At 53.6% G+C, this 13,847-nt stretch carries 11 protein-coding genes; all 11 read right to left on the bottom strand.

Features of this window, described 5'->3' with window-relative positions:
• Window positions 1-333 precede the first annotated feature (333 nt).
• The 11 genes from rpsO to L1F29_RS12250 all read right to left on the bottom strand — a co-directional run bounded on the left by rpsO (window position 334) and on the right by L1F29_RS12250 (window position 13,761).
• Window positions 334-603, bottom strand: coding sequence for a 30S ribosomal protein S15 (rpsO, locus tag L1F29_RS12300; RefSeq protein ID WP_258388599.1), 270 nt, complete (start codon window positions 601-603; stop codon window positions 334-336).
• 154 nt (window positions 604-757) lie between these two features.
• The gene (locus L1F29_RS12295) at window positions 758-1,711 is read right to left on the bottom strand and encodes a bifunctional riboflavin kinase/FAD synthetase (RefSeq protein WP_258388598.1); all 954 of its coding nucleotides are present in this window, start codon (window positions 1,709-1,711) and stop codon (window positions 758-760) included.
• A 31-nt stretch (window positions 1,712-1,742) separates the two neighbouring features.
• Window positions 1,743-2,660, bottom strand: a complete 918-nt coding sequence (gene truB / locus L1F29_RS12290; RefSeq protein ID WP_258388597.1) for a tRNA pseudouridine(55) synthase TruB — start codon at window positions 2,658-2,660, stop codon at window positions 1,743-1,745.
• Window positions 2,660-3,664 (bottom strand): DHH family phosphoesterase, encoded by a 1,005-nt coding sequence (locus L1F29_RS12285; RefSeq protein WP_258388596.1) that lies wholly within the window; start codon window positions 3,662-3,664, stop codon window positions 2,660-2,662. Before L1F29_RS12285 ends, truB begins: the two co-directional genes overlap by 1 nt.
• Entirely contained in the window at window positions 3,661-4,017 is a 357-nt protein-coding gene (gene rbfA / locus L1F29_RS12280) for a 30S ribosome-binding factor RbfA (protein ID WP_258388595.1), read from the bottom strand. Before rbfA ends, L1F29_RS12285 begins: the two co-directional genes overlap by 4 nt.
• 7 nt (window positions 4,018-4,024) lie before the next feature.
• The gene (gene infB, locus L1F29_RS12275) at window positions 4,025-6,700 is read right to left on the bottom strand and encodes a translation initiation factor IF-2 (RefSeq protein ID WP_373876539.1); all 2,676 of its coding nucleotides are present in this window, start codon (window positions 6,698-6,700) and stop codon (window positions 4,025-4,027) included.
• 67 nt (window positions 6,701-6,767) lie between these two features.
• Window positions 6,768-7,091, bottom strand: a complete 324-nt coding sequence (locus L1F29_RS12270) for a L7Ae/L30e/S12e/Gadd45 family ribosomal protein (RefSeq protein WP_258388593.1) — start codon at window positions 7,089-7,091, stop codon at window positions 6,768-6,770.
• Window positions 7,084-7,395: an RNase P modulator RnpM gene (gene rnpM / locus L1F29_RS12265; protein ID WP_258388592.1), complete on the bottom strand. Its 312-nt coding sequence runs from the start codon at window positions 7,393-7,395 to the stop codon at window positions 7,084-7,086. Before rnpM ends, L1F29_RS12270 begins: the two co-directional genes overlap by 8 nt.
• A 74-nt stretch (window positions 7,396-7,469) precedes the next feature.
• Window positions 7,470-8,567 carry a transcription termination factor NusA gene (nusA, locus tag L1F29_RS12260; protein WP_258388591.1) on the bottom strand — a complete coding sequence of 366 codons (1,098 nt, stop codon included), beginning with the start codon at window positions 8,565-8,567 and terminating at the stop codon, window positions 7,470-7,472.
• 71 nt (window positions 8,568-8,638) lie between these two features.
• Window positions 8,639-9,100 (bottom strand): ribosome maturation factor RimP, encoded by a 462-nt coding sequence (gene rimP, locus L1F29_RS12255; RefSeq protein ID WP_258388590.1) that lies wholly within the window; start codon window positions 9,098-9,100, stop codon window positions 8,639-8,641.
• A gap of 332 nt (window positions 9,101-9,432) precedes the next feature.
• Entirely contained in the window at window positions 9,433-13,761 is a 4,329-nt protein-coding gene (locus L1F29_RS12250; protein WP_258388589.1) for a PolC-type DNA polymerase III, read from the bottom strand.
• Between the last annotated feature and the right edge of the window lie 86 nt (window positions 13,762-13,847).

Below are 13,847 nucleotides of genomic sequence, written 5' to 3'. Positions count from 1 at the left end.
CCCTTATCATAAATGGCCTTGGCAGCACTATTTACGAATTGCATTCGACAGCTTTCATGGTATTTCCTGCTCTTTAAGATGATAAAAGAAAAGCTCCTGTAGAACGGAGCTGTTCGAAGGAAGGAATACGAGTTCGCATCAGCTTCGCTCACGGTTGAGGCAATCTCCTGCAATTTCGTATTCTTTCGTCATTATATGTAGCTTTTCTTGTTTCCCGGCCCCTCATACCTTCGTATGGGAGAAACGTCCCTTAGCGTTACAAAAGCAACCCAGCGCAGCCTGTCCGGTAATTGGCGGACAGCTGAACAACCGGGTTGCTCTTATCATCGCATCTTAGCGGCGCAGGCCGAGTTTCTCGATCAAAGCGCTATAACGTCGTACGTCTTTGTTCTTCAGGTATGCGAGCAGCTTCCGGCGCTGACCGACCATCTTGAGCAGACCGCGGCGGGAGTGGTGATCTTTCTTGTGCCCCCGAAGATGATCTGTCAAATTGACGATGTTTTGCGTCAGGATAGCGATTTGAACTTCCGGAGATCCGGTGTCGTTCGCATGTGTCTTGTGCTCATCAATCAGTTGATGTTTACGCTCTTGTGTAAGTGCCATCCTTGTTCACCTCCTTTATCATAATCGCCATATGCCTCGCAAGCCGTCGGTGAGATCGCGCATGCCAAGCATAGGTTCACTTGCGTGCATCGTATGATTTACGCAACGTTTAGTAGTATAGCACATCGGACAGCTAGAAGTAAATGTTGTCCTGTTATTTAAATGCAGACAGCACCGATCGTGCCTTCAGGGCGTCCGCCCCGATTTGCTCGATCAGCTCCTGGACCGAAGCGAATTTCTTTTCGGAACGAAGGAACGAGATGAAGCTGATCCGGACCGTGCTTCCGTATAAATCCCCTTCATAATCGAACAGGTGAACCTCCATGACAGGCATCGGCAGAGAATCATGAAACGTAGGCTTTACGCCGACATTCAAGACACCGGAGTACCGCTCTCCATCGCTCAGCTCCGCCATAACGGCATAGACGCCCAAGCGAGGCGTGACGTATGCTCCCGCCAGCTGGATATTCGCAGTCGGATAACCGATCGTACGTCCTCTGCCCTCACCCTTTACAACCGTGCCGCGAAGCGAGAAGGGTACGCCCAGCAGCTGCTCGGCCGTTTCCGGCCGGCCGCCTGCGAGCGCCTCCCGTACCAGCGTGCTGCTCACCTTATCGCCGTCCATCATCAATGGCTCGATGATATCTACCTTCATATCCGAACCGGCCAGCTCCCGTAACGTCTCCGCTCTGCCGGCGCCTTTAGCGCCGAATGAGAAATCGAATCCAACCACTGCACGCTTCACTTGCAGAGGACGGAGCATTTCGTCAACGAAGGCTGCAGGCGACACGGCGGCAAACGTCAGGTTGAAAGTGACCACGTATACGATGTCGACTCTAAGCGAACGGAAACGCTCCAGCTTGTCCTCAAGAGGCGTCAGACAGGTTGTATATTCGGAACCGCGCCCAAGCACTTCCTTGGGATGGGGGTGAAACGTCATGACGGCTGCTTCCAGCCCTTCTGCACGCGCAACATCCACCGCACGTCTGATCACGCTCTGATGACCCTTGTGAACCCCGTCAAAATGGCCGATTGCCAATGTCTTCGGACGAATCGGGCCTTTGTCTTCCAGTCCTTGCAACGGGTAATTTATCGTAATGATTTCCACAATTCTCACACCTGCTTTACGGTCTTCACTATTACTCGGTAGGCGTAAACACCTTCACCGGCTTCAACGAATCGGATTTCGCGTCGAATTCAAACAATCCCAGAAACATGCCGTCCTCTGCAAATAACCGGACCAAGCCTTCCGCATCGATCGGCTGCTTCATGTCGACACGATCCATGGCGATGTGCTTGCCCTGGAACGCATGCTTCGCGGTTGCGAGACTGACATTTCCCCTTGGAAAATGATCTACAGCCGTTTCTGCAGGCAGCAGGCGCTCTTCCAGCTCGCCGGATGCATGCAGCTCCTCGATTTGCTCCAGCGTCAAGCAATGCTCCTTCTTGAATCCGCCCGACATCGTTCTCACCAGCTCCGCCATGGCTGCAGGCAGACCGAGCGCTTCTCCAATATCGACGCACAGCGTGCGTATATAGGTGCCCTTGGAGCATACGACGGAAAACCGGATTTTAGGATGCGGCTTGTCCAGGTCCGCGCTCAGCAGATTCAGCTCATGAATCGTAACCTTGCGCGATTTCCGGTCGATAACCTGACCTTCGCGGGCTAATTCGTACAACCTCTTCCCGTCTACGCGAACGGCCGAATACATCGGGGGTATCTGATCGATTTGACCGACGAACGACTCAAGCACCCGGCGAATCTCGGCCTCGGTGACATGAACCTCGGCCAGTTCCTGCACAACGGTACCGGTCAAGTCCTCCGTGTCGGTCGCAATGCCCAGCTGCAGCACGGCTTCATATGCCTTGGGACGTTCTTGAACGTATTCGACGACTCTTGTCGAACGTCCGATACAGAGCGGCAGGACACCCGTCACCTGAGGATCCAAGGTTCCGGTATGCCCTATTCGCTTGACCCGTACAATTCTTCTTACTTTGGCAACGACGTCATGCGACGTCCAGCCCGCCGGCTTCCATACTGCCAAAATACCGTCCATTATGCCTTCAACGCCTCTCTTGCCGCGCCGACCACAAGGGTAACGGCATCCGCAATCGCCCCGTCCAGCCGGCAACCGGCGGCACGTACGTGCCCGCCTCCGCCGAAGGACTTCGCAATGGCGGCGACGTCGGCCTTGCCCGAGGAACGCAAGCTTACCTTCACCTGGCCGTTCTCCGTTTCCTTAAACAACAGACCGATTTCGACCCCTTCGACATTGCGCGCATAATTAACGAGACCTTCCAGATCCTCGCCGGTTGCGCCGGTTTCCTGCATGTCGGCATACGGCACGTACAACCATGCCACCTTGTTGTCATCTGTGAAGGAAAGCCGGTTTAATCCGCGCTGGAGCAGCAATAATTGCGGTTTGGTCATCCGCTCCAGCAGATGATCGGCCAACTCGTGACCAGGCACGCCAAGCGCTAGCATAGCCGAAGCGATATGCATGACGCGCGGCGTCGTGTTGGAATACCGGAATCCGCCCGTATCGGTCAATAACCCGGTATACACCGCCGTTGCCGCATCCAGATCCAGCTCGATTCCGGCATGCTCGATCAAGTCGTACAAAATCTCCACCGTCGCCGCTGCGTCGGTCCGGATCAGATTAACCGTACCGAAGTGATCATTCGTTGGATGGTGGTCGATATTGAGCAGCTGCGCGCCTTCTGCAAAGCGCTCGGCTACGAGACCGATGCGCCGGAAATCCGCGCAGTCCACCGCTATAATCCGGTCAAAACCGGTTTGCACCGATTCTTCACTATCATTTATGATCGATGACGCGAACGCCAAATAACCCAGACGGGAAGGAACGGCTCCTTCGTTCATCAGGACCGCTTGCTTACCCAATTGACGCAGGAGCCAATACGTAACGACAGTGGAGCTAATGGCATCGCCGTCAGGCTGTACATGCGAGACGACTAAATAACGTTCGCCATCGCGCATGAAGGCGAGAGCAGCCTCCAGCTTCTCTGAATAAGAAACTGGAGGCGTGTGTTCTGCCGTCATTGTCTTGTACTTCCGTTGTTTATTTGTTCGAGGATCGTTTCGATCCGGCTGCCGTACTCGATGCTGCTGTCGAATTTAAACACGAGCTCGGGAATATGGCGGAACCGGATCCGCTTGCCAAGCTCGGAGCGGATAAATCCACTCCCGCTCGCCAATGCCTTAAGCGTGCTCTCTTTCTGTTCGTCATTGCCCAGCACGCTCAAGAAAACTTTCGCTTGCGACAGATCGCCTGTCACCTCAACCCCCGTAACGGTAATGAAACCGATGCGGGGATCCTTCAATTCCGTCTGAATAATCTGGCTGAGTTCTTTCTTAATCTGTTCACCGACACGTCCTACGCGAATCTTCGCCATAGGTTCATCACCTCTCTACTTTTTCCATAACGAAGGCTTCGATCGTGTCTCCTTCTCTCAAATCGTTGTAACGATCCAGCGTAATCCCGCATTCGTAACCTTGAGCGACTTCTTTGGCATCGTCCTTGAAACGCTTCAAGGATTCAATTTCCCCTTCGAATACGACAATTCCGCCACGAATCAAGCGGGCTTTCGCGGAACGGGTGATTTTGCCTGAAGTGACCATACAGCCTGCGATCGTACCCACCTTGGTAACTTTGAAGATGTTCCGGACTTCGGCTTGGCCGATAACGACCTCTTTAAATACCGGATCCAGCATCCCTTTCATAGCATGCTCAATTTCGTCGATCACATTGTAAATAATATTGTGCTGACGAATGTCTACTTTCTCCTGCTCAGCCGTTGCCAGTGCTTGCGGCTCCGGACGAACATTGAAGCCGATAACGATCGCATTGGAAGCCGATGCCAAGTTAATGTCGGATTCCGTAATCGCGCCTACGCCGCTGTGAATGATCTTCACGCGTACGCCTTCAATGTCGATTTTGGCGAGCGAGCCCTTGAGTGCCTCGGAGGTACCTTGAACGTCCGCTTTAATAATGACGTACAAGTCTTTTACTTCGCCCTCTTTAATATGCTTATACAGGTCATCCAGCGTAACGCGCGAATTCGCGCCGAGCTCGGTTTGACGCTGCTTGATGGCGCGGCGGTCCGCAATTGCGCGGGCTTTGCGCTCGTCCTCGAATACAAGGAACGGATCGCCTGCAAGAGGCACTTCCGTTAAGCCTGTTATCTCGATCGGCGTACTCGGACCCGCTTCCTTAAGACGGCGGCCTTTGTCGTTGACCATGGCACGTACGCGGCCGAAGCAGTTACCTGCAACGAATGCGTCTCCAACCTTGAGCGTCCCGTGCTGGACAAGAATACGGGCAACTGGTCCTTTGCCTTTATCCAGCTCGGCTTCGATGACCGTGCCGCGCGCCCGTTTGTCCGGGTTCGCCCGGTAGTCGTTGACTTCCGCAACGAGCAGAATCATTTCCAGCAAATCTTCCAGTCCAAGACGCTGCTTCGCAGATACGTTGACGAAAATCGTGTCGCCGCCCCATTCTTCCGGAACGAGCTCATATTCAGTCAATTCCTGCTTGATTTTGTCCGGATTGGCTTCCGGCTTATCGATCTTGTTCACAGCGACGATAATCGGCACGCCTGCGGCTTTCGCATGGTTGATGGCCTCGACCGTTTGCGGCATGACGCCGTCATCGGCTGCGACAACGATAATGGTAATGTCCGTTACTTGGGCGCCGCGTGCGCGCATAAGCGTAAACGCTTCGTGACCCGGCGTGTCCAGGAACGTAATTTTCTTGTTATTGATCTCCGCTTGGTACGCACCGATATGCTGCGTAATTCCGCCTGCTTCTCCGGTTGTTACGCTCGTATGGCGGATCGCATCGAGCAGCGTTGTTTTACCATGGTCGACGTGTCCCATAATCGTGACAACCGGCGGACGCGTCATGAGATCCTCTTCTTCGTCCTTCTCTTCAATCGTCTCGAATTGATCTTCCTCGACCGGTATTTTCACTTCCACTTCAACACCGTATTCGGTAGCGATCAGCTGGACAGTATCGAGATCGACCTCTTGGTTAATCGTAGCCATTACGCCGAGGAAAATCAGCTTCTTGATGACTTCGGAAGCATCCTTATGAAGGAGCTTCGCCAAGTCGCCTACGGTCATTTCGCCGCGAACGATAATCTTCTTAGGCGTATTGTCGATTTTCTCACGGCGCTCCTGCTGCTGGCCGCCTCTGCCGCGATTGTTCTTGCCTCCGCGGTTATTGCCCTTAAAGCTGCTGACTCTCGCATCGTCAAAGCGTTTGCCTGCAGGCTTCGTCTTTCTATTATTCGGCTTATTCGCGTCGTCTCCGGCATTGGACGTGCGGGTTTCGAAGCTGCGCCCTTGCGTACTGCGGTTCTGATCCTGACGCTGGCCGCCGCCTGGACGGTTCTGCGATGCGCCTTGACCTTGACCTGCCGGGCGTTGTCCGCCTTGTCCTCCGGAACGTTGACCGCCTTGATTGCCTTGGCCGCCCGGACGTTGTCCGCCGCCTTGACCTTGACCTGACGGGCGCTGCCCGCCCTGACCGTTCGGACGCTGTCCGCCTTGACCTGACGGACGCTGTCCGTTATGACCGCCTTGGCTCGGACGTTGTCCGCCTTGGCTATGATTGCGTTGTCCGGATTGTGCTCCGGCTTGGCCGCTTTGGCCCTGACGCTGCTGTGCGCTTTGCGCGGATGAATGATTAGTATTGGTTGGTGTATTAGATTTAGTTATGTTCATATTCCCCTGTCGATCCTGGTTTGTATTTTTGTTATCCTGGGCTTGCGCCTGTGATTGACTTTGCGAACTTGCTTGCGGCGACGGACGCTCTCCGCCTTCTTGCTGTGCAGCGCCCTGATCGTGGCTTGACTGCGGCTTGGCTCCGCCCTGCTGGTTGGAAGGACGGCTTGATGTGGACGCTGATGCTGAGACCGTTACGTTCTCTTGTGCGCGTTTGGCGGCTGCGCTCGCTTTAATGTCACGGAAAAAACCCTCGACTTTGTGCACCATCTCATTCTCCATCACGCTCATATGATTGTTGACCGGAAGATTCAGGCGCTTCAAAATCGTAATGATTTCTTTACTGCTCATATTGAGCGATTTCGCATATTCATAGACACGCAATTTATCTTTATTATCCTTGCTGTTGTCTTGTTGTTTAGTCAATATACTCCACCTCCGAAGATTGGCTTAAGCTCCGTTGTATACTTGACGAAAACCCTGCGTCCGTTACGGCGATAAGCACCCTCTCCGCTTTACCGATAGCGTGACCGAGAACTGCCCGATCAAGCGCTTCGACCACCTGCACGCCGTATGTGCCGCATTTGTCCCGATACTTCTTCTTCGTATTGTCCGATGCATCCCCGGCTATGATGACAAGCTTCGCTTTTCCTTGCCGCACCGCCTTGAGCACGGTCTCGTCGCCCGTTACAAGCTTGCCGGCGCGCATCGCCATACCAAGTAAAGACAAAGATTTATTCATCGTCATCTTCCCGTTCCTTGTTGGCGATGAACGTCTCTTCGACTTCGATGAAGTCCTTTTCGAGCTGGTCGTAAATTTCCGCACCCACTGGCTGTTTGAGTGCCCGGTCCAGCGCCTTCGTCTTCTTGGCCAGCTTGAAGCATTCCACTTTGCCGCATAAATAAGCGCCGCGTCCCGCTTTCTTGCCTGTCAAGTCGATCAGAATCGCTTCATCGGGCGTACGTACGATACGAATGAGTTGTTTCTTCGGCATCATCTGCTGACATGCTACGCATTTACGTAAAGGTATTTTTCTTGGTCTCATTTATGCACCCCTCCTTCTAAACTTAACGAAGCCTTGGCAAAACGCTTCGCAAGCAACGGCTCAAGCTGACGCCGCTAGTCGATGGAGACGGAATCTTGATGCATAGCGCTCATTGTCGATTTAGGCCGGCCGTATTCCTGCTCTGCTTGCGCTTCGCTCTTGATGTCGATTTTCCATCCGGTCAGCTTAGCCGCGAGACGCGCATTCTGCCCTTTGATGCCGATCGCAAGCGAAAGCTGATAATCCGGAACGATTACGCGCGCCATCTTCTCCTGCTCATAAACGATGACCTCGAGCACTTTGGAAGGGCTGAGCGCATTCGCTACATATTCTTCTACGTTCTCCGACCAGCGGACGATGTCGATCTTCTCGCCCTTCAGCTCGGTAACGATGGTTTGTACCCGCATTCCCTTCTGGCCGACGCAGGAACCGACGGGATCCACTTCCGGATTGCGTGAATGGACCGCGATTTTGGAGCGGAAGCCGGCTTCGCGCGCGACGGAGCGAATTTCGACCACGCCGTCGTAAATCTCCGGAACTTCAAGCTCGAACAGGCGTTTGAGCAAGCCGGGATGCGTACGCGACAGGAAGATTTGCGGACCTTTCGTCGTGTTCTCCACTTTCGTTATGAACGATTTCACGCGGTCGCCATGCTTGAATTTATCCGTCGGCATCAGCTCGGTAAGCGGCATAACCGCTTCGACCTTGCCCAGATCGATGAATAAATTGCGCACATCCTGGCGCTGCACAATTCCATTAACGATATCTTCTTCTTTATCGATGAAGGCGTTGTATATAAGTCCGCGTTCCGCCTCGCGTATCCGCTGCGTCACGACCTGCTTCGCCGTCTGAGCGGCAATGCGGCCAAAGTCGCGTGGCGTCACTTCGATTTCGGCTACATCGTCAAGCTGATAGTGCGGATTAATTTCCCGCGAAGCTTCAACCGATATTTCCAGTCTAGGATCGAGTACTTCATCAACGACGGTCTTGCGGGCATATACTTTGATAACCCCGGTATGACGGTTGATATCGACCCTAACGTTCTGGGCCGTGTTGAAATTGCGCTTATAGCTTGAGATCAGTGCAGCTTCGATGGCCTCTAGCAGCACATCCTTAGTGATGCCCTTCTCTCTTTCGATCTCCGATAATGCTTCAATAAAATCCATGCTCATCGGAATGAGCTCCCCCTTTCGAATCATTTCCTTACTTATAAAGGCGGAAGCGTCAATGGGGCTGCACCGTTTTAGAAAACGATAGCCAATCGGGCGCTTGCTACTTTGGCATAAGGAATCAAATGTGTTTTCTTACCGATCTCGATGGCCATGACTTCCCCGTCGAACGAAATCAGTTTACCTTCGAACTCTTTGCTTTTATCGATGGGCTCGTAAGTGGTTACATAGACATGCTTGCCCACTGCCTTCTCCACATCCTGCGTTTTTTTGAGCGGCCGCTCGGCTCCGGGCGACGAGACCTCTAGAAAATAGGCATCCTTGATCGGATCGTTCTCATCCAGCTTTTCGCTCAAAAACTCGCTGATCCGGCCGCATTCGTCGATATCGATGCCGCCTTCCTTGTCGACGAATACGCGCAGGAAGAAATTGCTGCCTTCCTTCACGTATTCAACGTCAACCAATTCAAATCCATTGCTGTCGAGAAATGGGCGAACCGCCTCTTCGACAACGGTTTTGATTTTTGCTGTGCTCAAACTTGTTCCTCCCTACTGCAGCCGTTAACCCGGATAAGCGGGCAGTCGGTTGTCAGTCTTGAATACAACCCGAAATTCAAATTATTGCTGGAACGCGCAAAGCGCTTGGCGCATTGCACGGTAGCAGACTTCATATCTGAGAGCCGATGGAGACCGGTCACACCTAAAAAGGTGCGGACAAAACGTAAAGAGTGGGTTTCCCCACTCTTCTGCGAAAGGTCGTATCATCAGCATTGCCAGAAATATTATACCATAACCATGATGTGGTGACAACAATGAGTTTAGATGCAAAGCATAGTCTAGTATGTCGAAAAAGCTTGAATAATGCCGGTTTAAAACAGGGATAGCTGATTGGATTCCGGCAGCCCGCGGAAGCAGCCCATAGTGCCGAGCACTTCAACGATCGTCTTGGATGCCTTCGACTTCTGCTGGAAGTCCTCGATCGATAGAAATTCGCCATGCTCGCGAGCGCCCGCAATATTGCGTGCGGCATTGTCTCCAATGCCCGCGATCGCGGCAAACGGGGGAATTAACGATCCGCCGTCCACGATGAAGCGCGTCGCTTCCGAACGATAGAGATCGATCGGTTTGAATGTAAATCCGCGGGCAGTCATTTCAAGCGCCATCTCCAGCAGCGATACCGAGTTTTTCTCTTTCGGCGTCGCGTTGAATCCTTTGGCCTCAATCTCGATCAATTTGCGCATAATGGCGTCGTACCCTTGGCACAGCAGCTCCAGATCGAAGTCCTCCGCGCGTACGGAGAAATAAGTCGCATAGTATTCGATCGGATAGTAGAGCTTGAAGAATGCGGTTCTGACTGCGGATATAACGTAAGCGGCCGCATGGGCCTTCGGGAACATGTACTCGATCTTGAGACAGGAATCGATATACCATTGCGGTACCTTGCACTGCTTCATCTCTTCGATCCATTCCGGCGTAAGTCCTCTGCCCTTCCGCACGCTCTCCGTGATCTTGAACGCAAGCCCCGCATCCATGCCGGCTTTGTAGATCAAATAAAGCATAATATCGTCCCGGCAGCCGATAACGGTCTTAATGGTACAGGTGCGGTTCTTGATCAATTCCTGCGCATTCCCGAGCCAAACGCCCGTCCCGTGCGACAAGCCCGAAATTTGCAGCAGGTCGGCGAACGATGAAGGCTTCGTCTCCTCAAGCATCTGGCGGACGAACTTCGTCCCCATCTCCGGTACGCCGTAAGTCGCGACGGATGTGCGGATTTGCTGTGGCATGACGCCGAGCGAATCGGTGGAGTTGAACATGCTCATAACCTTCGGATCGTTCATCGGAATGGTTGTCGGATCGACGCCGGTCAAGTCCTGCAGCATCCGCATCATCGTCGGGTCATCGTGGCCGAGAATATCGAGCTTCAGCAGATTTTCTTCGAAGGCGTGATAATCAAAGTGAGTCGTTTTCCACTCCGCGTTGACATCGTCCGCGGGATATTGCACCGGCGTCACGTCTTCCACCTCGATGTATTCCGGCACGACGACGATACCGCCGGGATGCTGCCCGGTGCTGCGCTTGACGCCCGTACAGCCGCCCGCGATCCGCGACAGCTCGGCCCCGCGCCACTTCTTCCCGTGATCCTCTTCGTATTTCTTCGCATAGCCGTAGCCCGTCTTCTCCGCGACGGTCCCGATCGTCCCCGCCCTAAAGACGTTCTCCGGTCCGAATAGCTCTTTCGTGTAGTTGTGGGCGATCGGCTGGTACTCTCCGGAGAAGTTAAGATCGATATCCGGTACTTTGTCGCCCTTGAAGCCGAGGAAGGTCTCGAACGGGATATCCTGGCCTTCCCCCTTCAGAGGCTTGCCGCAATTGGGGCAAATCTTGTCCGGAAGGTCGAAGCCCGACGGATAGCTGCCGTCCAGGAACCACTCGCTGTACTTGCACGCTTCATTCAGGCAGCTGTAGTGGGCCGGCAGCGGATTTACCTCGGAGATGCCGAGGAAGGTGGCGACGACCGACGAGCCGACGGAGCCCCGCGAACCGACCAAATACCCGTCACGGTTCGATTTCTTCACCAGCTTCTCGGAAATCAAATAGTTCGCCGAGAAGCCGTATTTGATTATCGGCACGAGCTCCTTCTCCAGCCGCTGAACGACGACATCCGGAAGCGGCTCTCCATATAGCCGCTTCGCCGTATCATAGCAGGTGCTCCGGATTTCATCATCCGCCCCTTCGATGATCGGGGTGAATAGACCGTTGTCTCCAGGCCCGCCCTTTCTCGGGAACAATTCGAACGTCTCGAACCGGTCGGCCAGCTCGCTCGTGTTCTTCACGACGGCTTCATAAGCGCGCGCTTCGCCGAGAAAAGCGAATTCCTCCAGCATTTCCTTCGTCGTGCGGAAGTGTGCGTCGGGCTTTTTGAGATCTTTGAGCGGGCTGAAGCCCGTTATTCCATGGATCGTAATATCTCTGAACATCTTGTCCCGCGGCTTCAGGTAGTGAACGTTGCCAGTCGCGATGACCGGCTTGTTCAGCTTATCGCCGATTTCGCACACGCGGCGCAGCGCTTGCTCCACTTCGGCGCGGCTGCCTACGAGTCCCTTATCGACCAGATGCATATAGAATCCGACCGGCTGTATCTCCAGAACGTCATAGAAGCGGGCGGTGTCCTCGGCTTCCTCGAATGATTTGTTCAGCACCGCTTCGAAAAATTCGCCCTTCTCGCAGCCCGAGACGACGAGCAGGTCTTCGCGCATTTCGGTCAGCTTGCTCTTGGGAATGCAAGCAACCCGCTTGAAGTGTTCGGTATGCGAAATCGATATAAGCTTGAACAGATTCTTCTTGCCGACGGCATTCAATGCGTAGATGCAGCAGTGGAACGGCCTCATATTCGAAATATCCAGTCCCACATAATCGTTCAGCATGTGAAGTCCGGTGATGTTGCGTTTCGCCGCATCGCCGATCAGTCCGAAGAGCACGCCGCCGAGCGCGATGGAGTCGTCGATGGCGCGGTGATGACTTTCCAGGCTGACTTTATATTTGTCCGCCAACGTGTTCAAGCGGTGATTTTTCATGGTCGGATGAATAAAGCGCGCCAGCTCGAGCGTATCGAGCACCGGATTGTCCAGCTCCGGCATTCCATGCGCCTTGCATGCCGCTTGTATGAAGCCCATATCGAATCGCGCATTGTGCGCGACCAGAATCGAATCGCCGACAAACTCGACAAATTCGCGAAGCTTCGGTTCGAGCTCCGGAGCGCCCTTCACCATTTCATTCGAAATATTCGTCAGCTGTTGAATATGATACGGAATATCCTCATGCGGATCGATGAATGTGGCGAACCTTCCGATCTCTTTGCCTTCCTTCATTTTGACTCCGGCTAATTCGATAATCTTGTTATTGATGACCGATAGACCGGTTGTTTCGATGTCAAACACGATATATTCAGCTGTCTGCAGCGCTTCTTCGCGCGAATTCATGACCATCGGAACCGCATCGTTGACGACGTTGGCTTCGACGCCATACAGAACTTGAATGCCGTTCTTCTTCGCCGCCTTCGCCGCTTCCGGATAGCAATGCACGCCGCCGTGGTCCGTAACCGCGATCGCCTTGTGGCCCCATTTTGCCGCCTGCTTGATATAGGCGTCGATGGAGGTAACGGCGTCCATCGTACTCATGGTCGTATGAAGATGAAACTCGACCCTCTTCTCTTCCGCATCGTCCTTCGGCTCCGGCGGAGCTACGACTTCATGCAGATCGGACGGCATCATGACAAGCTCCGGTTCCATCATGAAGCGGTCATATTCAACCCGCCCGCGCGCTTTGATCCATTTGCCGTTGGAGAGCTGATTCAATACTTTGACGTCATCCTTCGTCTTGGCGAACATCTTCATTGCGATCGAATCGGTAAAGTCCGTCACGTTGAACGTGAACAAAGTGCTGCCGTTGCGCAGCTCCTTCACCTCGAGGCCGAAGACCGTTCCTTGAACGGTAATCTTCTTCTCTTCATCAAGAACATTCATGATCGGAACAGGCTCCTCGCGGATGTCGTAGCCGATCACGAGCCGGACCTCGCCTTCTTCAACCGGCGGAGCTTCCAGGGCGGCGCTGCTCATCATCTGCTCCACAACCTCGCGCTCGGCCTGATCCCGTTTCTGGGCAAACTCTTCATAGATCTCTTGGTTGGATTGCATAACGCTCATCTTCATGCGGCAGGACCGGTCAAAATACTGCTCGTAGAAGCTTGAGGCCAGCTCGTCGATCCGTTTCTTGCGCGCCAGCTCCAGACTCATCTCATCTAGCATCGCAAGCGAAATTAGCCCGTCCTTCGCCTCGAAGTTCGATTTGCCCAGCCAGCCGTTCACTGAAGCGTTCTGCTGCTGGACCCATTCCACGAAAGCCGGCCAATACTCGGACAAAATCTCGTCGGTCCTGACAAGCTCCTCATAACGGATCACGAATGATACGGCCGCGATATGAGCGAATTTCGACTGAATGGAGCGGCAAAAAACACCATATGCAGCTAAAGAGATTAAAGACGTTTTGCCGATGCAAAACGTCCACTCCCGGTTGTTCCGGCTTACGGTCACTTTCTCGATATATCCGTCCTTGAACTGTTCTTCTATCAATTGCTGCGGCAGCTCCGCCTGCTTCATCAGCAGCTCGAAGCGATGCCGTTTTTCCCCGGTGTGGCTCATCGTTTCCTCCCCCGAAGCATGAAATTCTTTGCCAGAAAAAGCGGTGCCGCGATTCTCATCGCGGCGCGCACTTGTTCTATTCCGGC

The organism is Paenibacillus spongiae (genome assembly GCF_024734895.1).
Classification (GTDB): domain Bacteria; phylum Bacillota; class Bacilli; order Paenibacillales; family Paenibacillaceae; genus Paenibacillus_Z; species Paenibacillus_Z spongiae.
Note: the sequence above shows the minus strand (reverse complement) of the source record. Positions and strands in the feature narration are given on the sequence as shown.